This window comes from Bacillus sp. DHT2, from assembly GCF_026241455.1.
Lineage (GTDB): Bacteria > Bacillota > Bacilli > Bacillales > Bacillaceae_G > Bacillus_A > Bacillus_A pseudomycoides.
Genome location: NZ_JAPHWH010000003.1, coordinates 303,601 through 325,261, shown reverse-complemented (window position 1 = coordinate 325,261; position 21,661 = coordinate 303,601). Strand labels below are relative to the sequence as shown.

Genomic DNA, 21,661 nt, shown 5'->3' with positions numbered 1-21,661 from the left:
ATCGTAAATGATTTCGTAACCCATTTAGCTTATTGATATATAAGTATTTTTGGCATTCTAGCAAGCCAATTCGCATAAGAAAACGCAAGTAAATTATCATGTTAAAATGAGACTTATTTTCCCCATATTTTTTTAAACGACATAGCATATGTTATTCCAAGTACGGATTGTACTATTAGAAATAGTGATGCAGTCAATGTTTTTACATTATGGTCCAATGCACCTAATACTCCCATAATTAAGCCAATTAAGATAAAAAGTACACTTAGGAAAGGCGTAACTTTCATTAATATTTCAAACTTTTTATTCATAAAATGACCTCCTATTTTCTGTGGATTTTAACTATTATATAGGTTTTATTATAAAATTAAAATATTTAAATTATATGTAAATCGCCTATCTAAATTTAAAGGCCTTTAATTTTGTATCTGAATGAGAGGTGTGGGATTGCACCAAAAGTTTTTGCTCTTAACAGAGCCATTTTTGGGGGAGCATTGTTTTTAATAAAGAATGATTGAATTCCCTCCCTATATAAGTAAATAACGAGGGGCTTCTGAAAAACATCTACTGTTATTCTCCTGAATCCTCTTCAAAAACGTCTCTTGTATATAATAACTATACATTATATATAAGAAGAAAGGTAAACTTAATTGGTAATTACATCAATTTATGTATATTAAAACAATTTTATTATTTTTTCTTATTTTAGGGTGGAGAGAGTCCGTCCATGCGTAGAGGCGGTCAGTGCCTTTTTCTGCCCCATGCCGGGTTTAAAACAAAGGGAGAGAATGAGAGGAGGTCTCTTTTTGTTTTCATAGCAGTGACTGAGATATTGGGAAATCAATATATAGTGAAAAATCGATATAAACCCTTTCTTTTTTTTGTGGGAGAGAGGATCCATGTATATGCGGAAGTGGAAAGAAATATAAAAAATGTTGTTTAAAATAAAGGCTATATAGGAGAAACGCCATCTATAAGTGGTGGTTTTCTAATGATTACTGTATACTGAATATTAGAAAAATGAAGTGGAGGGACCAACATTGGCACATCATGCAAAAGAAACAATGGAATTAATTAAACAGCTTGTTTCTATTCCAAGTCCATCTGGAAATACAGGCAAAATCATTAACTTTATTGAAAACTACGTAAAAGAGTGGAATGTAGAAACGAAGCGTAACAATAAAGGTGCGCTTATTTTGACGTTAAAAGGGAAAAACGATGATCAGCATCGTTTACTAACTGCTCACGTTGATACTTTAGGTGCAATGGTAAAAGAAATTAAATCTGACGGTCGCCTTCGCTTATCGATGATTGGCGGGTTTCGCTGGAACTCTGTTGAAGGAGAATATTGCGAAATCGAAACAGCGAGCGGAAAAACATATACGGGTACAATTTTAATGCACCAAACATCTGTCCATGTATACAAAGACGCAGGTGAAGCAAAACGTGATGAAAAAAATATTGAAGTTCGTATCGATGAGCGCGTATCTTCAGCAGATGAAGTTCGTGAACTAGGAATCGAAGTAGGGGACTTTGTCTCATTCGACCCACGTGTCCAAATTACAGAGAGCGGCTACATAAAATCACGTCACCTAGACGACAAAGTAAGCGTGGCAATTCTACTAAAATTAATTAAAAGATTACAAGATGAAAACATTACATTGCCATACACAACACATTTTTTAATCTCTAATAATGAAGAAATCGGGTATGGTGGTAATTCCAACATCCCAGAAGAAACAGTAGAATACTTAGCTGTCGACATGGGAGCATTAGGGGATGGTCAAGCATCAGATGAATACACAGTATCCATCTGTGCGAAAGACTCTAGCGGTCCATACCACTACGGTTTACGTAAACATTTAGTGGAACTTGCGAAAGCAAACAACATTGAATATAAAGTAGATATTTACCCATACTACGGATCAGATGCATCCGCAGCAATCCACGCAGGATTTGATGTGAAACACGCGCTAATTGGAGCAGGAATTGATTCTTCTCATGCATTTGAGCGTACACATGAGAGTTCGATTGTACATACGGAGGCGCTTGTGTTTGCTTATGTGATGTCAGAGTTGATTGGAGAATAGCGAAAAGAGGTTACCTGGCACTGGGTAACCTCCTTTGTATGGCGAATGTTGTCGGATTGACACTCCCACGGCTAAAGCCAGTGAAATTCTTGCTACCAAAGGCGGAGTAAACTCGTACAGGTGCTTTCTCGTATCGCAAAATCTGTAATCTCCTTACATACTACATGTGAAGATTTTTTTATGAAAAAACAGCTATTAAAGAAATTAACTTTCCTAAAACTGAAGGAGCTTGTAATTTTAGTATGAATCTCAGTTGAACTCATGTTACTTAATCGTTCCCATCCCACCAATTTCTACATTTACCTTGACGTTTACATCGCCCTTTGCTAATGCCTTATTCCATTTATTTTGGACTTTTTTCCATTCTGGATATGTGTAAGTTCTTGCATATACCCCAAGCCCAATAGGGTCGATTTTGGCAGCTTGTATTTTCTTTATTAATTGCTTGAAATCAGCTTCCAGCTTAGTTTCAATAGCTTTTTGTAATTTTGCTGCGTCCTTTCTTGTATTGAACGAAAAAAGCCGTTCTGTAATACTGATTCTCATCTTTACATCTATATTAAATATAAAATGATTATCATACTTTACCTTTGTCTTTACTTTAATATTTTGGGCACTAAAGCTTATCCAATCTTTATCCTGGCTATCTGACTTTAGTTTAAGTGCAATTGTAAATGGAAACTCACCTTTCGTTTCTTGCTGCAAAATGCGTAATAGTTTGTTTTCATCGGATTTTAGCGCTAATTTATACCTTCCTTTTTCATCCAACAAAGCCGTACCTGTCACCCATATTCTATTCTTTTTTTTCATCTCAGTAATACTTGCTGTTATCCCTTTGTCTGCTACTTGTTCATGTAATTTTTGAAGAGTTGTTTTTACTGCGATATTTCTTAAATAGGCGGTATCAACTAGTTTTGTTAAATATAAAGGAAGCCGCGGTTTATCTTTTGGGTGATAAAAGATGACGTCCGAAACAGGTCCATCTACAGCAACAACTCGTGTGGTAACTGTGTTTTTGGGGTCTCGGTAAAATGGGTCGAGGTAATTTTCCCAGTTTTTTTGTTTCATTAGCCGTTTTCCAACTAAAATAACCTGTGTTTTACTTCCCGAGGTAAGCGCCATAACCGTAGCGTCAAATTTGTCTCTAGAATTTCGAGTCGTAACAGATTTCACACCAGTAGTTTCTTCTTTTACCTTTGCTTCTTTATTAAAAACAGGACTTGACATGTACACCAATAAATTATTATTACGATCTAAATCGATACCAAGGACAAGAGTAAGGGAAACATCTTCAACATTTGTTTGATCAAAGCATCCAGTCATCATGAACACTGATAACAAAATACAACATAGCACCTTTCTTTTCAATGTATCCCCCCCTGGCGAGACTTCTCATATACCCAGCTATACATCCATAAAATGATAGGTGATATATAAGTTAATCCTAATCCAGCATTCGATACTACCTGTTGCCAAGTTTCGGCTTGATTCCAACTAGGATGAGTCCAAAATATGAAGCCGATAATGAGTAATAATAGAACAAGAACATGAGAGGTGTGATCTTGTTTCCCAAGTAATTGGCTAGAACAAAATACAGCGCAGTATATGCAAGGAATCCAGGCTGTGGAAACAACGGTTAAGTAAACAGCTAATAAAATCATGTCAAAACGTTCTAAAAAACGAAATTCAATTACTTTAAGTAAATTTAGTACCGGCTGGTTAAATTGTGTAATGCTATCAGGGCTAAAATAGGCAAAGCAAACAATAGTAGCAAATAAATAAAATAACATCGTTAAAGTGTTTGCAATAACGATTCCATGGACTGCATACTGTTTTTTTTGTAAAAAGGGATATAAAAAGAACGCAATATCAAACCCTAAATAAGCAAAAATAGTGGTCGGTACAGCCGTTAATACCGGTTTCCACCCTTCTTTTAAGAGCGGAAAGAAAGGCAGCCAACTCCCGCCCTCTTTTAGCGGTATCAAAAAAAACAGCGGAATCCAAAGCATCATATAAAAATTAAGTTCACAGTACCGCCCTATAATACGAAGGCCGTTGCGTACAACAAGAAAGGTAGGAATCGAAAACAAAAAGATAATGATATAGTCAGGCGTTTTCGGAAGAAGCCATCCCTTAAGATAAAGCATAGCGTTCACAAGAATAGTACCGGAATAAAAGGCAAAATATATCATGTAAATAACAACGAGTGCTTTCCCTACTATTTTTCCAAATAATCGTATAAGAATGTCGTAAAGCGTATCCTCGGGATATCTTGCAGCTGTTTTCACGATGAAAACACCTGATATTGTGGAGAATACCCAGCCGATAAGTATAGCTATCCATCCATCTGTTCCAGCTTTTTCTGCAAGCAATCGTGGGAGAGATAAAACTCCAGTTCCTACCTGCATTCCATTAATTAAAAAAATATACTGCAGAAGAGTAATGTCATTATAGGCATATTTTTTCATAGTTTCACCTTTTATTATGGTTCTTTCCTTGTCGAATAGATTGAATGGCTCCCGTACCTTTAGAACGACTTCTCATGGCCCATAGAGGAAAGCGTACAAAAGCATCCTTCATATCTGCAAAGCGAAACGGTGCTAACGGAGTTCCATAAGGAGTTCCTAGCGATTCAAGACTGATAAGATGCGCAATTAATGTCATCCATCCGATAACAAGTCCGACAATTCCAAATAAGGCAGCTGATAGCATCATCGGAAAGCGTAAAAGTCTGACTGCCGCCCCCATATCATAATTAGGGATAATAAAAGAAGCGATGGCTGTAATAGCAACAACAATAATCATAATGTTGCTTACAATTCCTGCCTGAACAGCCGCTTGTCCAATAATAATTCCGCCTACAATTCCAATCGTCTGACCGATCGGAGTAGGCAGCCGCAAAGCCCCTTCCCTCATCATTTCCAATGTCATTTCCATAAGCAGTGCTTCCATAACTGGAGAAAATGGTACGCGCGTTCTTGATTCCGCAATAGATAAATAAAGCTCTACAGGAATGACTTCAAAATTAAAGGAAATAAACGCAACATAACTCGCAGGTAAAAATAGAGCAATCATAAAAGCGACGAAACGAAGTATACGAATAGACGAGGCAACTAACCAACGTGTCCCGTAATCATCAATTCCTTGAAAAAAGGAGATAAAATTTGTTGGAGCAATTAATACACTTGGGGAATGATCCACAACAACCACAAATCTTCCCTGAAGAATATGAGATACAGCCACATCGGGTCTTTCAGTTAACATAAATTGTGGAAACGGTGAGTACGGGTTATCTTCAATGAATTCGATAAGTTCACCAGTACTAGCAACAGCGTCGACCGTAATATTTTGAATCCGTGTTTCTAATTCCTTCAGCACATCTTCAGAAGCTACATCTTTCAAATATAAAATAGAAATCCTCGTGTTGCTTCGTATACCAATTATTATTTCTTTTATCATTAATTCGCGATGAGGAATATATCTTCGAATCATTGCGATATTTTGGCTTCCAGTTTCCACAAATGCTTGATGCGCACCTTTTAGAGCTATTTCGTTATGAGCATCTTCGATATTTCTTTGTGGCCATCCTTTTGTATCCAATTGATGCGCTGTTGTTCGGCCGTAGATTAATAAAACACTATCTCCTCGGAAAATAGCATCTTCAATCTGACTCCACGTATTAATAATTTTAATATGTCCTAATGTAATTGGAAGTTCCGTATTCGTATCAAAAACACTATTCATCAAAGGATTTAGAACGTGATTTTGAATCAATTGTTTATCTGTTAATCCAGACAAATACACTAAAGCTGCTTCTAATCCATCTACTTTCATTTGAAACCGACGAATCACTAAATCAGGTGCTTGACGAAATATATTCTGAATATCAGCTATGTTTTTTGATAAATCAGCGTCTAAGAGGGAGTCCTCTATATTTTTTTTCCGAAAATGAGTATTGTCTTGTATTGAAAATGACTTAGGATTACCTCTATATTTTAACCGTTTCAGAAATTTAGCCATGACTCCCTCACTTTCTACGTGCCTTCTATAGTATGTTTAGTATGTATATATTAAGAAAAAATATCCTAATAACTAGAGAGGCAACGCCAGAATTATTACTATAGATGGCCATTAACCAAATTTCTAAAATAAAAAAGCATTTCCTTCTGTATGACTAGTAGAAAGAAATGCTTTTTATAATAATCTTCTATAATTTCTTTAGGAACCATACTGCCACCTGTCCCGCACATGACGTGTGTAGCATTTTCTAGTTTGTCTGTTTTAATTGTGCATACAGAGGCGCTTGTGCTTGCTTACGTGTTATCGGATTTAATAGAAGAATAGAAGAGGAATGCTTTTCTGAAGGAGTGATTGGTAGTTGTATACCAATCACTTTTTTTATTCCGCTATTCGCGGGCAGTAAGACTCCCGCTTCGAAATTCAGCAAAAGCAAAGAGGATAGGTGAGTGTGATTAAAGTTTCACTTTGTTTGAATCATATGATATCATTTAATTTCATTAAAAGAGTATGTGAGCGAGTGTAAGGAGTTAGGAATACGAGCTAATTCCTAGAAATAAAATGTTCTTTAATAAGTAAAGAATCCGATGAAAAGGACTAATAAAAAGAGACAAACTTGCCTCGGCTTATTCCTTCCTTTTTCATATATTTCATGTTATATGGTGCTACTGAGAATGATAGGGAAGAACAATTTAAAATGATAAAGGATGCGAACAGATTGAATAATCACAGCACAACACCGGCATTTATATATACGTATGCATTCCGCGAGGATGAACGATCTTTATGTTATATGGAGATGCGCTCTCTTTTTGGAGTTGAGTCTCATGTTAACATTTTGAAAAGTAATGTTAAAATTGAGCCGAGCCGAAGTCCGTTTATGAAAGAACGAATCGAAGTGATGTATGAAGGAGACGACTTGGCAAATATTTTAGAACAAGTAGAACAAATTGATTTGGCAGGAGCTACATTTAAAGTTATTTTTGTTAAAATTAACGATCTCAATGAAGCAAACAAGATAGAATACGGACAGAGGCGTGTAATTGAGAGAGAAATCGGCATGCAGATTGAAGGGGAAGCGGACGTGCATCATCCAGAGCGTGTATTTGGAATTGTTCCTCTTGGTGGTCGTTGGTATTTTGGAGAATATATTGAAAGTGAAGCTGTTTGGTATCATCACGTGAAAAAACCACGCAGCTATTCTACGTCACTTAGCACACGTGTTGCGAGAGCTGTTGCGAATATCGCTGTGCCAAATCCTGATGGAGTCAAAGCGATTGACCCGTGTTGTGGTATAGGAACGGTACTGGTAGAGGCACTGTCCATGGGAATTGACATCGTGGGCCGGGATATAAATCCTCTTGTTGTAATTGGATCTAGAGAGAATATTGCGCATTTTGGATTTGAAGGAGACGTAACGGTAGGGCCGATTGCGGATGTCACAACTAATTACGATGTAGCAATTATCGATATGCCGTACAATTTATTTACACATGCGACACCAGAAGATCAATTCTCAATTCTTACACATGCGCGTCGTTTTGCGAAAAAAGTAATTGTTGTAACCATTGAGACAATGGATCACATGATTAAAGAAGCTGGATTTGAAATTACAGACCGCTGTATAGCTAAAAAAGGGACATTTTCTAGGGAAATTCTTGTTTGTGAATAGGGGAAGTCTTTTGTAATGAAAAAAGGAAAGTGATTGGTATATATGCCAATCACTTTTTTCTTTATCACTTAAAGGAATTGTTTAATCTTCTATTCTAGGATTAAGGGTATTTACTTGTTAAGCTTTGTAGTAACTGCTTAGCCTAGTGTTAGATAGTTTACTAGGAAGGCAACAAAAGGAGGCATGCCTTCTTTTGTTGCCTTGTACGGATTGTTTCTGTTTTTTTAATTGTAGAAACTACACTGCGAATGCGACAAAATACAACGCCATCCTGTTCGTTTCGAAAGGTACCAGAGATATTTGCCTTTACCTTGGCCATTCGCAAGTCACGCTCTGCTTGATTGTTGCCAAACGGGACAAACGCATTCCGAATATGGTGAGAAACGGTCGATATATTTGAAAAATCGCCGATATATTCGAAAGAACAGTCGATATCGTTTTATCGATGAATCATAATAGGTTACTTTTCTTTGAGTTCTTCTTGCTTTGCAGCTAATAAATTGCGTAAAACATGCCCACGATAGCTCTCTAACTTCCGTCCTTCAAAATAACGAACTCCTAATTTTTTCAGTTCAGCTACGTACCATCCTTTTGTTCCAAAATACATGGAGATCACTTCCTTTTTTTGCTTTTAAACAGTATATGTTTTAGAATTGATAAATTTCGTTTTTAATACTATATAACTGAATTTAAAATAAATGTTGAATATTCAGTCTATTTGTATTATTATTAGTTTATCATCGGATGACAGTGATTAGCCTCTCTGCATGCCCGGATATGATTTCGTTCAATTTAATCGAGGATGATTGGCTTCTTTCCACTTGAACTTCCTTAGCAGGAAGACGAGCCATAAGGATAGAGACAGTAAAATCCAATGTAACTTTGTACATTGTTTTTCTGGCTCTTTTTATTGTTCCTATTTATAGGAGGATTTTAAGAAAGCGTTATCAATAATAGTGATATTTCAATCTTATATATGCTAGCTCGAAGGGTTTATGAAAATAAATACTTATAGGTTGGTGATCTTTTTGGCGAAAGAAAAACAAGAATTGCAAAAAGACTTAAAAACCAGACATATCACGATGATTTCAATTGGTGGGGTAATCGGGGGCGGATTATTTGTAGGAAGTGGGACAATTATTCAATCAACCGGTCCAGCTGCCATTTTGTCCTATATCATTGGTGCTTTAATGGTTGTACTTGTGATGCGGATGCTCGGGGAGATGGCTGCGGTAAACCCTGATAGTGGTTCATTCTCAACATATGCACATAAGGCAATTGGACCTTGGGCAGGGTACACAATCGGTTGGTTATACTGGTTCAATTGGCTCATCATTATCGCGATCGAAGCGGTATTGTTAGGAGTGATGATCAATAATTGGTTTCCTTCTATACCAACATGGATAGCGAGTTTGTTCGTGATTATCATGATGACAATGACAAATGTTTATTCAGTGAAGTTATATGGGGAGTTTGAATATTGGTTAGCGTTTATTAAAGTTGTAGCGATTCTAGCATTTTTAGTTTTAGGAGTTTCTATGATTTTTGGACTTGTGCCTAATGTAGATAGACCGGATCTTTCAATGATCTCTGAAAACGGGGGCTTTTTTCCAAAAGGAATTATGCCAGTATTACTTAGCGTTGTGTTTATTTCTTTCTCTTTATCGGGGAGTGAAGTAGCGGCGATTGCGGCCGGAGAGTCTGATAATCCAGAGAAGAATGTAATAAGAGCGATTAACAGTGTTGTATGGCGTCTTATGATTTTCTTTGTAGGGTCTGTATCGATTTTGGTCATTTTTATGCCGTGGAACAATGCAGAATTATTGAAATTGCCTTATGCAAGTTTATTTCAGATGGCAGGAATCCCTGCGGCTGCGGAAATCATGAATGGGGTTGTATTTCTGTCGCTCCTTTCGGTTATGAATTCCGGAATATACACGAGTTCTCGTATGTTATTTTCACTTGCGAAAAAGGGAGACGCTCCTTTTATTTTTTCAAAGTTAAACAGTAGAGGGACACCAGTTTGGGCGATATATGCAAGTATCATCTTCGCATTCATTTGCGCCATGCTAAAGTTTATATCTCCTGATAAACTATTTGCTTTTTTAGCGAATAGCTCAGGCGGTGTTACGATGCTGATGTATATGTTCGTTGCCGTTTCTCATATCAGGTTGAGAAGAAAAGCTGAAAGAGAAGACCCAGGGAAACTAAAGGTGAAAATGTGGTTATTCCCTTATCTCACATATGCAACGCTTGCGATGATCATTACGATATTTGTTGCACAAGCGTTTATAGCGGATATGCGTATGCAATTTTATATGACGATGTTAGCAACTGCCGTAGTAATCGCAATCTATTTCCTAAGAGATAGAAATAAGCGAGTGCCAATAAAAGAAGATTTTACGATTATACAAGATTCGAAAGTTAGTTTAGAGAAGGAGTAAGAAAGGGGTATGTTCCATGCTAAAAGAAAAACAAAATATTGTAACGTCAAAATCAAATAGTCTACATGAGAGAAGAAACAATGCGGTGCCTGGGGGTCCTTATAATATTACGCAGTTATATGTCGGGTCGGCAAAAGGGGCAATCATTACGGATGTAGATGGTAACGAATTAATAGATTTTGCAGGCGGGATTGGTATGCAAAATGTCGGGCATTGTCATCCGAAAGTAGTACAAGCCATTCAAAGCCAAGTGGAATCTTCTATTCATAGTTGTTTTCATGTAGCGCCGTATGAAAGCTATATTGAGTTGGCTGAGAGATTGAATAAATTAACGCCAGGAGATTTTAAGAAAAAAACAATGTTTGCAAATAGCGGGGCTGAAGCGGTAGAGAACGCTGTGAAAATCGCTAGGAAAGCGACTGGGCGCAGTGCCATCGTCTCATTTGAGCGTGCATATCATGGGCGGACACTTCTGACAATGTCTCTTACGAGTAAGGTAAAACCTTATAAGCATGGATTTGGTCCATTTGCATCAGATGTATACAAGCTGCCTTATCCGTATTATTACCGCGCGGAAGACGGCATGACGAAAGAAGAAGTAGATGGGCAAATTTTAGCGTATTTCGAACGCTTTATGTTAGAGGAAGTGGCGAGTGATAATATCGCTGCCATTATTTTGGAACCACTTCAAGGTGAAGGGGGATTTATTGTTCCAAGTGCAACGTTTATACAAGGAGTAAGAAACCTTTGTGATAAATATGGAATTATCATGATTGCTGATGAAATTCAAACGGGCTTTGCTCGTACTGGAAGTTTGTTCGCAATGGATCATTTTGGAGTAGCTCCTGATTTAATGACATTTTCAAAATCCATTGCTGCAGGGATGCCGCTTAGCGCAGTGACAGGAAGAGCGGAATTGATGGATGCACCTGGACCAGGACAACTTGGTGGCACTTTTTCGGGAAGCCCGGTTGCTTGCGCAGCTGCACTCGCTGTTTTAGATGTAATAGAAGAAGAGCAGTTAGTAAAACGTGCCGAGGTAATCGGTAGCCGTATGATGGAAGTATTCCATAGCTGGAAGGAGAAATACGAATTAATTGGAGATGTGAGAGGCCTTGGAGCTATGACGGCGATCGAGCTTGTAAAGGACCGAAATACGAAAGAGCCAGCAACAGAAGAAGTAAAAGCGATTATGCAAGAAACACATAACAAAGGTGTAATTACAATAAGCGCTGGAATTTATGGAAATGTCCTTCGTTTCTTACCGCCGCTTGTTATTACAGATGAACAGCTGGAGGAAGGTCTTCATATTCTTGAAACGGCAATTGCGAAACTATCAAAATAGGAAACGGTGATGGAGGCAGAGAAATGAGGTTTTTAAATTATATAAACGGCCAGTGGAAAGAGCCATCTACCAATCAATATTCGAAAAATTACAATCCGCATAATGGAGAAGTATTAGGTGAATTTCCACTAAGTTCGGCAGATGATACTGGGGCAGCCATCGCATCCGCAAAAGAAGCTTTTCAAAATTGGCAAGGGCTATCGTTTCAAGAACGGGCAAGTTATTTATGGAAAGCAGCCGCAATTTTAAAAGAACGAGTGACGGAAATCGGTCAAGATTTAACGAGTGAAGAAGGAAAGACGCTCGCTGAAGGAATCGGTGAGACGAAGCGGGCAATCAGTATTTTGGAATACTATGCGGGGGAAGCAAATCAGCCGGTAGGAGAAATGATCCCTTCTGCAAATCCGAAAACAATGCTCTATAATAAGCGCGTCGCAGTTGGACCAGTCGGACTCATTACACCATGGAATTTCCCAATTGCGATTCCAGCATGGAAAATGGCGCCAGCGCTTATTTATGGGAATACAGTTGTGATAAAGCCTGCTGAAATTACACCAAAATCCGTGTATCATCTTGTGAATGCTTTTCACGAGGCGGGAATTCCTGCTGGGGTTATCAATTGTGTATTTGGGAAAGGTTCAGTCGTTGGAGCAGAATTAACAGAAAATCCTGATATAAAAGCGATATCCTTTACTGGTTCGAATAGCGTCGGAAAGACCATTCAGCAAACGGCGATTGCAAGCGGGAAAAAGGTGCAACTAGAAATGGGAGGAAAAAACCCATTAGTCGTATTAAAGGATGCTGATACCCAGAAGGCAGTCGATATTGCGATAAGAGGTGCATTCATGTCAACAGGACAAAAATGCACAGCGACAAGCAGAGTGATTATTGAAGATGACATTTATGAGGAATTTCGAAATGAGCTCCTGTTACGTACAAAGGCTCTAAAAGTTGGAAATCCATTAAAACAGGATACATTTATGGGTCCATGTGTATCTGAAAATCAACAGCAATCTGTTTTAGCGATGATTGAAGTAGGAAAGAAAGAAGCTTCTTTACTTTGCGGAGGTAGCGCACCAGAAGAAGATGAGTTAAAACAAGGATATTATGTCCTGCCGACTATTTTTGAAGACGTACCGCAAGATGCACGAATTGCGAAAGAAGAAATCTTCGGTCCTGTTATCTGTTTGTTTAAGGTGAACAATTATCAAGAAGCGATTCATGTAGCGAACGATACAGAATACGGACTGAGTGCATCTGTTTGTACAAATAATCTCAGCCTAGCCCAGCAGTTTATTGATGATATGGAGGTTGGGATGGTCCATGTCAACTCAGAAACGGCAGGAGCAGAGCCGCAAGTTCCGTTTGGTGGTATGAAAAATTCGAGTGCAGGACCGCGTGAACAAGGAAAAACAGCTGCAGAATTTTATACAAGAGTAAAAACGGTATATATCGATCAAGTATGAGTTATAGAATAAACACATAATAATGGGGGATGAACATGCGTAAAGGTACTTTTTTCATGGCAGGACACTCAAGACTTCCGAAAGGGATGGCTGTGCGCAGTGTCTATGAAACATTAACAATTACAATAGAGGCAGATCACAAATATCACGTTATTATTGAAGCGTCATGTACCCTTGCTACTGAACATGGGAGAGACTTTATTGCTCAAATATTAAGAGGGCATAGTTTACAAGATGGCATTGAAGATATCATTCAAGAAATCTCTTATCACTATCAAGGAAAAGCGCAAAATGCGATTATTAGTGCGGTAAAAGATTTGTATCGCCAATATATAAGCTATGTAAACGGCGAAAAGCCACAAGAAGAATATGAAGAAACAAATCTATAACAAACTGCCTAGTTTATTACGCTTTACTTTCTAAAGAGCATTCATAAACAAGAGCCAGTTATATTTCAGCTTATTTGATGAGCGAAATATAACTGGCTTTTTTATTTTTATCTAATGAGGAGGAAAGAATATGTCAAAATCAAACGAAGATGTAAAACAAAAAAGAGGGTGCGCGAAAAATGATGCAGTGAAAACTTGTAATATGTGTAAAGTATGTGGGCGGAAGAAGGAAAATGAAAAGTACATGTCAAAGGATAAGAAAGTTCTTTGAAATTCAGAAATTATAATAGATAAATATAGTGTCAGCTCTTGCCGCTTCATATACAATAAAAGTAGGATTGCTCTTCTACTAAAGAGCAGTTTTTAGAAGGAGGGAATGATATGGAGAAAATGAAAGTAGAATTCGAAGTGAAAGGATTCGGTGAAGAAAAAGTATTAAATGTTGATGACGCTTTTAAAAGTATTGAAATTGCAAGAGTAAACGGTTTATCAAAAGATACTACATTAGGCGAATTAGAATCCATGTTAAAAGCTATGTTCGATGAAGTTGAAAAAAATTATGAAAATCCACCACAATTCACTGGAAGAATTACGATTCGAGCAAAAAAAGAAAATGCTGAAATTAAGTATTATGGCTAACTCTAACTGCATGGAAATAAATAATAAAAACATATTGACAGTGTAAATATTTTGAATTATCATTTAATTATAAAGTGATAAGATCCATATGAGAAATTAGCCTTCTCTATATCCGATCTTCATTTTCTGTTTTGCACATATTTTCATAAAAAAACTGTCTATTATTACTGTACTTTAAGAGATTAAAGAACACTCGTAATTTAAAGCCAGTTGTACGTTTTCTACGATTTGTATTGTAGATGCGTATGACTGGCTTTTTCGTTTTATTTAAACTAAAGGAGGAAATAACATGTCAGTGATTACAGAGCAAGTAGTGAAGATGAAGTTTGCAAAGAAATATGAGGGGTATGAAATTGTTCCTCATCCAGAACATAAACGTTTGTATCATATTGTGTTAGATCAGCAATTGCTTCAGCAATTTTTCGCAGAGGTAAAAGAACATTCGGAGCAATCCTTACAATATATTCCGTATTCTCGCTTTATCCTTGCTGATCAAATGAAAAAATTCTTTGGTGAGTCGTTTATGGAAAATGTTCGCGGTATTATTCACGACCGGGAAACGGGCGGGTTTACAATTGGTGTACAAGGCGAAACGATAGATGCAGGAGACTATGTGAAATTTGCAACGGCATTAACACATTTAATTGGTACACCTAACTTTGATGCAATGACAGGAACGTACTACGCGAGATTTAATGTGAAAGATACAGATGGCAGTGATTCTTACCTTCGCCAAGCATATCGATTATTTACGCTTCATACAGACGGGACATTTGTTGACGAACCGACAGATTGGCTCCTTATGATGAAATTTGAGGAAAAGAATGCGGTAGGGGGCGAATCACGTTTACTTCATTTAGATGATTGGGAAGAGCTTGATAAATTTCGCAAGCATCCACTCGCATCGGTAAAAGTTACGTACAAAGCACCTCCAAGTAAAAACGCACAAGAAATCGTATACCGTGAAACATTTTTTGATGTAAACAACGCACCGTGTATTTGCTTTATTGATCAATTCGCTTATCCAGATAATATTGAACAGGCAACATATTTGAAGGAATTATCACACTCTGTGGAGAACTCTCCAGCAACGCACGCATTAAAATTACCAGTTGGAGATCTCGTTCTATTAAACAATCTCTTTTGGATGCATGGGCGCGCTCCTTTTGAGAAAAACAAAGATTTATATCGAGAGCTCATGCGCCAGCGCGGTTGTTTTTCTAAATAATAGATTTGGCGGGCCTTTCAACAAGGCCTGCCTTTCCTAATATAGGGGATACAGACATAAGGGGGAAGTTAAATGTATGATTTTCTAATTATCGGCGGAGGAATTGTCGGTCTTTCAACTGGAATGGCCTTAACGAAAAAATTTCCTCATGCCAAAATCGCAGTCATCGAAAAAGAGGACGAACTTGCGCATCATCAAACAGGACATAATAGCGGTGTCATTCATTCCGGTATTTATTATAAACCAGGCAGCTATAAAGCGAAATTTGCGAAAGAAGGAAACGCAGCGATGGTGGAGTTCTGCAAAGAAAATGGCATTGCCTATGACATGTGCGGAAAGGTGATTGTCGCAACAGAACAAGAAGAACTTCCTCTTTTACATAACCTGTATGAAAGAGGCCTGCAAAATGGGTTACATATTTCGAAAATCGACAAAGGAGAATTAGCGGAAATCGAGCCTTACGTAAAAGGATTAGGAGCTATTCGCGTTCCTTCCTGCGGCATCGCCGATTATAAAGGAGTCAGTCATACATTTGCACGGTTCATAGAGGAAAATGGGGGAGAAGTGCATTTAGGCACAAAAGCAGAACAAATTTTTGAACACAAAGATTTCGTTACAATCGAAACAAACAAAGGCACATTCGAAACAAAATTTCTCATTAATTGCGCTGGACTACATAGCGACCGAATCGCCAAAAAAACAGGCATACTAACAGACATGAAAATCGTCCCGTTCCGAGGCGAATATTATGAATTCGTTCCAGAAAAGCGCCACCTTGTAAAACACTTAATTTATCCTGTTCCAAACCCAGACTTCCCATTCTTAGGTGTTCACTTTACAAGAATGATAAATGGGGACGTACATGCAGGGCCAAATGCAGTACTAAGTTTCAAGCGCGAAGGCTACACAAAAAAAGACTTTAACATAAAAGACTTCATGGAAACAATGACATACGCCGGCTTTTGGAAAATGGCAATGCCAAACATGAAAGAAGGCATGAAGGAAATGATTCGTTCTTTCAGTAAACAATCCTTTCTCAAAAGCTTGCAGCGCTTAATACCAGAGCTCACAGAGAAAGATATCGTTCCGACCCACGCTGGTGTAAGGGCACAGGCGATTCTATCTAATGGGAATATGGTAGATGACTTCTGTATTATCCCGGGTATAAACTCTATGCATATTTGTAATGCCCCGTCTCCGGCGGCAACAGCTAGCTTGAAAATTGGGGAGGAGATTGTGGGGAAGGTGCCGGATGTGGTTGTGGATCGGGTGAGTACGGATGGGGTGTTTCGAGTGAAGGCTTAGATAGGGGGAGGCTGCCTTTTGGGGTGGTCTCTTTTTTTGTTTGAGGTGAGGGTGATATTATCCCCTTAAGGTAGACAGTGTAAAAAGACCATGAATAAACATGGATGTTACACTTTTACTTGGAGGGGATTTTATTATGGTTAAAAAAGGGGATAAATTTCAAACTTATTCAGATGAATTAAAGATACAAGTTGTAAAAAGTTATTTAAATGGTGAGGGCAGCCAAATAGCTTATGTAATATTGCATATTAAAATGTATTGATATATATGTAAGCGCTTACTATAATAAGAGTATAAAGATTTACAACATCTTACTATACAAAATAAGAGGAGGAAATAATATGGCAATCGCAATGGCAGTTTTAAAATTTGTAGGTGGAATCATCCCATTCGTAGCAGAACTTTTAAAAGCAGTAATGTAAGTTCATTACCTTACTATACAAAATAAGAGGAGGAAATAATATGGCAATCGCAATGGCAGTTTTAAAATTTGTAGGTGGAATCATCCCATTCGTAGCAGAACTTTTAAAAGCAGTAATGTAAGTTCATTACCTTACTATACAAAATAAGAGGAGGAAATAATATGGCAATCGCAATGGCAGTTTTAAAATTTGTAGGTGGAATCATCCCATTCGTAGCAGAACTTTTAAAAGCAGTAATGTAGGTTCATTACATTACTATAAAAAATAAAAGGAGGAAATAAAATGGCAATCGCAATGGCAGTTTTAAAATTTGTAGGTGGAATCATCCCATTAGTAGGAGAGCTTTTAAAAGCAGTAATGTAAGTTCATTACCTTACTATAAAAAATAAAAGGAGGAAATAATATGGCAATCGCAATGGCAGTTTTATCATTCTTAGGTGGAATCATCCCATTAGTAGGAGAGCTTTTAAAAGCAGTAATGTAAGTTCATTACCTTACTATACAAAATAAGAGGAGGAAATAATATGGCAATCGCAATGGCAGTTTTAAAATTTGTAGGTGGAATCATCCCATTAGTAGGAGAGCTTTTAAAAGCAGTAATGTAAGTTCATTATTCCGCAATTGCAATTATATGTAAAAACATCATACAAATGATCTGTATATCAAGAATGGATTGATGTGCAGATCATTTGTGTGAGCAAACTTTAAACAAGAAAAAGAATCCCAGAAATCATAAGGGATTCTTTTTCTTTATGTAATTACGGCATTAACATTTTTGCTACAGATAATGATAGATTATGTAAACCTCACTAGCATAAGATATATATTCATGATAATTGAAATGAAAGGTTTTATTTGAAAATAATGTAATATATATAAAGAATTTAATATTATAACAAAGCGGATTAACTCCCTAATTTTGGACACATACTATCCTTAACTCATTGTTTCATAGAATTGCTCTTTATTTCATAAAATTACTTCTTTTTATGTGAGACAAGAAAAAAATCTCGCCTCATACTCTAACTTCTTTGATTTGTAACGGTTCTGTTTGTATTCGTCGATAAAATTCATTTGGTGATAAATCTAAAATACTAGAATGAATCCTTCGGTTGTTGTAAAACTCAATATATATAGCTACTTCTTGATAAGCTTCGCCATGCCTCACGTACTATTAAAGGTATAGAAACTGTTCATGCCATATACAAACAAAAGCGAAGTCTTCAACCGAACTTCGTTTTTTCGACGTATAACACATTACATGAATTATTAATAGTTTCATAAAACTAGTCCGCAATATTCCCCATCTCTTTATGTCTTCGGAAACTTTGCAACAGAACCTAAAAAAGCTATATGATAAGGATGTCGGAAGAGATAAGATCTTTTATAACATACATTACCCCGTTATATCATGTTTATTAAATTATACTTTATGGCATATTGAACAAGTTCACTTTTTTTAGAAAGATTAAGTTTGTTCAACATTCTCGTCTTATGAGTATCAACCGTTTTTATACTGATAGTTAATTCTTGAGCAATTTCAGACAATGAAAATCCTTTAACAAGAAACTGCAATACCTCTCGTTCACGTGGGCTTAGAATTACATAAGGATTTCGGGACTCTGTTTCGTTTTGCAATCTTTTTAGCATCGTTGAAATTTCCTTTGGGCGAAGGTATAGGTATCCATCCATAACGGAATCAATAGCAGTGTATAATTCTTCATCTACGGCTGCTTTAGGGACGTAACCTGAAGCTCCCGCGTTCATGATTAATGTTACATAGTCTTCGTCCTCGTGCATGGTGAGCACTATGACTTTCGCTTGTTCATAACGTAATTTAATCTCTGTGAGAACTTGGATTCCATCTAAGCGCGGCAAAGATATATCCAATATCAGAATATCGGGCCTTAAAATGTCGTAAAGCCGGAGTGCTTCAAGTCCATCAGAGGCTTCACCTACAACTTTTAAGGACGGTCTTTTTTGCAATAGTAGTTTTAAACCTGATCTCATCAAGGCATGGTCATCAACTAGCATTATGTTGATTGTCTTTTTCATCATGACACCCTTCTCTCTGTTTTAATGGGATAGACACCCTAACTTCGGTCCCACCGATATTGTGAGTTTTGATAAAAAATGAACCATCCAGTAATTCGGCTCTTTCCTTCATTCCATATATTCCGATCCGATTTTGCTGGCGAGCTTTTTCAAAATCGGTCTCACGTATACCGTGACCGTTATCATGGATGCTCAACTCGATAGAACAATCCTTGATTTCCATGTTAATCACAATCTCAGTTGCTACTGTATGTTTCACTACATTGGTAAGACTTTCTTGAACAATTCGGTAGAGTGCTACAGCAGTATGACTATCTATGGCAGCGATGTCATCATCGGGAGCGTGTAGAATTACAGTAAGAGCGAATTTTTCTTCAAACTTTCTTGCATGTTTCCTTAATGCCGGAATTAAACCTATATCATCAAGGATGGGTGGTCTTAATTCTACCGCTAAATCTCTAATTTCTCGCAAAATACTTGCCGCAGTTTCTCGGCTTACATTAAGTAGCTCCTGTTGCTCGATATCTTTAACTTCATTAGCTAAAATCCGCATTGTAACCATTAGAAAAGTAAGGGCTTGGCTTGTTTCATCATGAAGTTCACGAGAAATTCTTTTTCTCTCCTCCTCATGAGCGGATAATAGTTTCAAAATCAACGTATCTCGAAGGGCATCTTTTTCTTGAAGTTCCTTCAATAATTTTTCTACTGCAGTGCTGGAACTAATTAGGTTGTCAGCCATTTCATTAAAAGCCCGTGCTAATTTTCCAACTTCATCGTCACTCTCTGCTTTAGCCCTTAAGGATAAATTACCGGCTGATATGCCTGTTGCTGTATCAACTAAACTATTGATTGGTCGAGTAATGATACGAGTCACATAATAAGCTATACCTGCAGCCCCCATACAGACCAAAAATGTAGCAACAACCAATTCTATTATTTTAGTAAAAATATAGCTTTTCGCCTGTTTTTCTGCCATTCCAACTCTAACAAATCCTACATCTCCCTCTTCGATTGGAACCAGTATGTCATGGATATTTCCTTCATCTGAAGTTAGTATAGCGTAATTTCCATTATTGATATCATCAGGCTTATGTGCGTTTAATATTCCTTTCGGTAAGTGTTTGGAGAATGTATTTCCGACAAGAACATTATTATTGTTAATGACCAGTATATAACGAACGTCTTTGTTAGCTTCCTGTGCCCGGGTAATGAGAAGATGAATCGAATAGTAGTCATCAGTCAGAATGTAATCCGAAGACAATGCCGCAATATTTTCAGCAATATTTACACCACGTTTTTTAAGGTCCTCTGTCATGATTTTTGTGAGTGATTCCCAAATGATACATCCCAATACTAGAGCGAGGAAGAGTAGCGAAACGAATATAGCTCCAAATATCTTTTGGTTTATTTGTAATTTATTCATCCATTTCATAGGTGACCCTCATATAATTGGGGTTCAAATGGAACAAAACGATCAATGAACAGTCCCTGAAACGCTGGTTTTATTATTTTTTGTTCGTGCATAGAAATGAAACTTTCCTTGATAATTCGCTTCTCTTCATCAGGTAAATTACTGCTGATGACAACAGGACCGGTACCAATCGGTTCCGTTTTTGTAATAATTTTCAAATTCTTAATCAGTTCTGGATTTTTAAGTTTGGTACGCTCAAAGACTAAGCTATCAACAGCTGCAGCGTCAACAACACCATTTATCACAGCGCTTAGGGAGCTTTCATGATTATATGTGAAAACATAACGACCAAAGAAATGCTCGGGCGTTTCACTTAATTCAGCTAATTTTCCCCTCACAAAAATATATCCGGAATAACTGGTTGGATCGCTAAAAGCGACGTTTTTCCCTCTTAAATCATGTATACTGGATAGTTCATTTTTGCGGTTTACGACGACATAACCATAATAATATGGAACTCCCATTCGCTCTTGCATGGCAATTGCTTCAAGTCCTTCAACATGTCTGTAGGTAATATATGCTCCTGTTGAAAGTATGGCTATATCAGCACCTCCATTCATCATCAACATACTAATTTCATTATAACTCTTGCGCTGAATTAGAATTGCAGGTCTATGAAGCTTCTCTCCAATATAGTTAGCTATTTTCCTATAGTACATAATTGTATCAGTCGGTGATAACACACTTGAAATTGCGATCCGTACAGGAGAGGGCTTGTCACCTTGTGAACCAACAGGCATGGTGTCAGATTCGGAGAAAATAATTTGAGGGCTTGAACGCTCATGCTGACATCCTATTGAAAGTAAAGTAATAAGCAATATAAAAAAAAGCCTCAACCAATTTATCATACTTTCCTCCATTCTTGCAGGCGAGGGATTTATGTAATATGTGAAAATACCCTAATTGAATCCGATTTACCGAATCCTACTCGATTCAGGGTTTTCAAAATTTATATTTATATATTACTTCAGAACGATCCACGAAATCTATGGAAGATTGTATACAAAACTACTATTTATGTCGAAGGTGTGACAGCAAATAGCCATAAATGGTTTTATGTAGGATATTATCTTACATAAAATCAGATATTTGCTGATAGTTTAACGACTTGACATATA

The 21,661-nt window shown here is 37.2% G+C and carries 20 protein-coding genes and 3 pseudogenes; 13 read left to right on the top strand and 10 right to left on the bottom strand.

From position 1 onward, the window contains the following. Positions 1–113: 113 nt before the first annotated feature. On the bottom strand, positions 114–311 hold the full coding sequence (locus ORL93_RS10480; RefSeq protein WP_033798668.1) for a hypothetical protein: 198 nt from the start codon (positions 309–311) through the stop codon (positions 114–116). A 583-nt stretch (positions 312–894) separates the two neighbouring features. Here ORL93_RS10480 and ORL93_RS31385 point away from each other — a divergent pair. Next, a pseudogene (locus tag ORL93_RS31385) lies at positions 895–948 on the top strand (SEC-C metal-binding domain-containing protein); the annotation flags it as partial. 92 nt (positions 949–1,040) lie between these two features. Beyond that, the gene (locus ORL93_RS10475; protein WP_097793712.1) at positions 1,041–2,090 is read left to right on the top strand and encodes a M42 family metallopeptidase; all 1,050 of its coding nucleotides are present in this window, start codon (positions 1,041–1,043) and stop codon (positions 2,088–2,090) included. Between the two features lie 264 nt (positions 2,091–2,354). On the opposite strand, the gene ORL93_RS10470 is transcribed toward ORL93_RS10475, so the two are convergent. From ORL93_RS10470 to ORL93_RS10460, 3 genes are read right to left on the bottom strand one after another with little or no spacing between them, the layout of a single operon-like run. Next, the gene (locus tag ORL93_RS10470; protein ID WP_265959030.1) at positions 2,355–3,458 is read right to left on the bottom strand and encodes a Ger(x)C family spore germination protein; all 1,104 of its coding nucleotides are present in this window, start codon (positions 3,456–3,458) and stop codon (positions 2,355–2,357) included. Then, positions 3,455–4,558 (bottom strand): GerAB/ArcD/ProY family transporter, encoded by a 1,104-nt coding sequence (locus tag ORL93_RS10465; RefSeq protein ID WP_006093689.1) that lies wholly within the window; start codon positions 4,556–4,558, stop codon positions 3,455–3,457. The genes ORL93_RS10470 and ORL93_RS10465 overlap by 4 nt, the downstream gene beginning before the upstream one ends. 4 nt (positions 4,559–4,562) lie before the next feature. Beyond that, positions 4,563–6,110 carry a spore germination protein gene (locus ORL93_RS10460; RefSeq protein WP_033798671.1) on the bottom strand — a complete coding sequence of 516 codons (1,548 nt, stop codon included), beginning with the start codon at positions 6,108–6,110 and terminating at the stop codon, positions 4,563–4,565. 715 nt (positions 6,111–6,825) lie between these two features. Between ORL93_RS10460 and ORL93_RS10455 the strand changes: the two genes are divergently transcribed. Continuing rightward, on the top strand, positions 6,826–7,779 hold the full coding sequence (locus tag ORL93_RS10455) for a TRM11 family SAM-dependent methyltransferase (protein WP_029427461.1): 954 nt from the start codon (positions 6,826–6,828) through the stop codon (positions 7,777–7,779). Positions 7,780–7,939: 160 nt separating this feature from the next. Here the strand turns inward: ORL93_RS10455 and ORL93_RS10450 are convergent. Next, positions 7,940–8,152: pseudogene (locus ORL93_RS10450) on the bottom strand (hypothetical protein); the annotation flags it as partial. Between the two features lie 87 nt (positions 8,153–8,239). After that, positions 8,240–8,386: a YflJ family protein gene (locus ORL93_RS10445; protein WP_006093693.1), complete on the bottom strand. Its 147-nt coding sequence runs from the start codon at positions 8,384–8,386 to the stop codon at positions 8,240–8,242. Positions 8,387–8,774: 388 nt separating this feature from the next. Between ORL93_RS10445 and ORL93_RS10440 the strand changes: the two genes are divergently transcribed. The 9 genes from ORL93_RS10440 (at position 8,775) to ORL93_RS10400 (ending at position 16,857) form a co-directional block, all read left to right on the top strand. Continuing rightward, a complete protein-coding gene (locus ORL93_RS10440) occupies positions 8,775–10,223 on the top strand; it encodes an amino acid permease (RefSeq protein ID WP_033794534.1) in 1,449 nt (482 codons plus the stop codon). Between the two features lie 16 nt (positions 10,224–10,239). Next, a complete protein-coding gene (gene gabT, locus ORL93_RS10435; protein ID WP_006093695.1) occupies positions 10,240–11,568 on the top strand; it encodes a 4-aminobutyrate--2-oxoglutarate transaminase in 1,329 nt (442 codons plus the stop codon). A gap of 23 nt (positions 11,569–11,591) precedes the next feature. Next, the gene (locus tag ORL93_RS10430; protein WP_265959028.1) at positions 11,592–13,034 is read left to right on the top strand and encodes an aldehyde dehydrogenase family protein; all 1,443 of its coding nucleotides are present in this window, start codon (positions 11,592–11,594) and stop codon (positions 13,032–13,034) included. A gap of 35 nt (positions 13,035–13,069) precedes the next feature. Then, on the top strand, positions 13,070–13,423 hold the full coding sequence (locus tag ORL93_RS10425; RefSeq protein WP_097793717.1) for a DUF3870 domain-containing protein: 354 nt from the start codon (positions 13,070–13,072) through the stop codon (positions 13,421–13,423). 130 nt (positions 13,424–13,553) lie between these two features. After that, positions 13,554–13,694, top strand: coding sequence for a hypothetical protein (locus tag ORL93_RS10420; protein WP_018782297.1), 141 nt, complete (start codon positions 13,554–13,556; stop codon positions 13,692–13,694). Positions 13,695–13,804: 110 nt separating this feature from the next. Then, the gene (locus ORL93_RS10415; RefSeq protein WP_006093699.1) at positions 13,805–14,062 is read left to right on the top strand and encodes a hypothetical protein; all 258 of its coding nucleotides are present in this window, start codon (positions 13,805–13,807) and stop codon (positions 14,060–14,062) included. A 289-nt stretch (positions 14,063–14,351) separates the two neighbouring features. Next, positions 14,352–15,290: a glutarate dioxygenase GlaH gene (gene glaH / locus ORL93_RS10410; protein ID WP_097793718.1), complete on the top strand. Its 939-nt coding sequence runs from the start codon at positions 14,352–14,354 to the stop codon at positions 15,288–15,290. Between the two features lie 72 nt (positions 15,291–15,362). Next, positions 15,363–16,595, top strand: a complete 1,233-nt coding sequence (gene lhgO / locus ORL93_RS10405) for an L-2-hydroxyglutarate oxidase (protein WP_265959026.1) — start codon at positions 15,363–15,365, stop codon at positions 16,593–16,595. Positions 16,596–16,695: 100 nt separating this feature from the next. After that, on the top strand, positions 16,696–16,857 hold the full coding sequence (locus tag ORL93_RS10400; protein WP_176549044.1) for a hypothetical protein: 162 nt from the start codon (positions 16,696–16,698) through the stop codon (positions 16,855–16,857). Positions 16,858–18,032: 1,175 nt separating this feature from the next. Here ORL93_RS10400 and ORL93_RS31380 read toward each other — a convergent pair. Next, positions 18,033–18,185 carry an IS3 family transposase gene (locus ORL93_RS31380; RefSeq protein ID WP_123767163.1) on the bottom strand — a complete coding sequence of 51 codons (153 nt, stop codon included), beginning with the start codon at positions 18,183–18,185 and terminating at the stop codon, positions 18,033–18,035. Between ORL93_RS31380 and ORL93_RS10395 the strand changes: the two are divergent. After that, a pseudogene (locus ORL93_RS10395) lies at positions 18,170–18,301 on the top strand (IS6 family transposase); the annotation flags it as partial. The gene ORL93_RS31380 and the pseudogene ORL93_RS10395 sit on opposite strands and share 16 nt — an antisense overlap. A gap of 120 nt (positions 18,302–18,421) precedes the next feature. On the opposite strand, the gene ORL93_RS10390 reads toward ORL93_RS10395, so the two are convergent. From ORL93_RS10390 to ORL93_RS10380, 3 genes are read right to left on the bottom strand one after another with little or no spacing between them, the layout of a single operon-like run. Beyond that, positions 18,422–19,072, bottom strand: a complete 651-nt coding sequence (locus ORL93_RS10390) for a response regulator (protein ID WP_097795996.1) — start codon at positions 19,070–19,072, stop codon at positions 18,422–18,424. Continuing rightward, a complete protein-coding gene (locus ORL93_RS10385) occupies positions 19,041–20,504 on the bottom strand; it encodes a HAMP domain-containing sensor histidine kinase (RefSeq protein ID WP_097795995.1) in 1,464 nt (487 codons plus the stop codon). The genes ORL93_RS10390 and ORL93_RS10385 overlap by 32 nt, the downstream gene beginning before the upstream one ends. Beyond that, the gene (locus ORL93_RS10380; protein WP_265959025.1) at positions 20,501–21,391 is read right to left on the bottom strand and encodes a substrate-binding domain-containing protein; all 891 of its coding nucleotides are present in this window, start codon (positions 21,389–21,391) and stop codon (positions 20,501–20,503) included. Before ORL93_RS10380 ends, ORL93_RS10385 begins: the two co-directional genes overlap by 4 nt. Between the last annotated feature and the right edge of the window lie 270 nt (positions 21,392–21,661).

Bases quoted from the DNA above. Each gene is read 5' to 3' on its own strand.
- ORL93_RS10480 (WP_033798668.1), bottom strand. From the start codon at position 311: ATGAATAAAAAGTTTGAAATATTAATGAAAGTTACGCCTTTCCTAAGT.
- ORL93_RS10465 (WP_006093689.1), bottom strand. From the start codon at position 4,558: ATGAAAAAATATGCCTATAATGACATTACTCTTCTGCAGTATATTTTT.
- ORL93_RS10460 (WP_033798671.1), bottom strand. From the start codon at position 6,110: ATGGCTAAATTTCTGAAACGGTTAAAATATAGAGGTAATCCTAAGTCA.
- ORL93_RS10445 (WP_006093693.1), bottom strand. From the start codon at position 8,386: ATGTATTTTGGAACAAAAGGATGGTACGTAGCTGAACTGAAAAAATTA.
- ORL93_RS10440 (WP_033794534.1), top strand. From the start codon at position 8,775: ATGAAAATAAATACTTATAGGTTGGTGATCTTTTTGGCGAAAGAAAAA.
- gabT (WP_006093695.1), top strand. From the start codon at position 10,240: ATGCTAAAAGAAAAACAAAATATTGTAACGTCAAAATCAAATAGTCTA.
- ORL93_RS10430 (WP_265959028.1), top strand. From the start codon at position 11,592: ATGAGGTTTTTAAATTATATAAACGGCCAGTGGAAAGAGCCATCTACC.
- ORL93_RS10425 (WP_097793717.1), top strand. From the start codon at position 13,070: ATGCGTAAAGGTACTTTTTTCATGGCAGGACACTCAAGACTTCCGAAA.
- ORL93_RS10420 (WP_018782297.1), top strand. From the start codon at position 13,554: ATGTCAAAATCAAACGAAGATGTAAAACAAAAAAGAGGGTGCGCGAAA.
- ORL93_RS10415 (WP_006093699.1), top strand. From the start codon at position 13,805: ATGGAGAAAATGAAAGTAGAATTCGAAGTGAAAGGATTCGGTGAAGAA.
- glaH (WP_097793718.1), top strand. From the start codon at position 14,352: ATGTCAGTGATTACAGAGCAAGTAGTGAAGATGAAGTTTGCAAAGAAA.
- lhgO (WP_265959026.1), top strand. From the start codon at position 15,363: ATGTATGATTTTCTAATTATCGGCGGAGGAATTGTCGGTCTTTCAACT.
- ORL93_RS10400 (WP_176549044.1), top strand. From the start codon at position 16,696: ATGGATGTTACACTTTTACTTGGAGGGGATTTTATTATGGTTAAAAAA.
- ORL93_RS10390 (WP_097795996.1), bottom strand. From the start codon at position 19,072: ATGAAAAAGACAATCAACATAATGCTAGTTGATGACCATGCCTTGATG.
- ORL93_RS10385 (WP_097795995.1), bottom strand. From the start codon at position 20,504: ATGAAATGGATGAATAAATTACAAATAAACCAAAAGATATTTGGAGCT.
- ORL93_RS10380 (WP_265959025.1), bottom strand. From the start codon at position 21,391: ATGATAAATTGGTTGAGGCTTTTTTTTATATTGCTTATTACTTTACTT.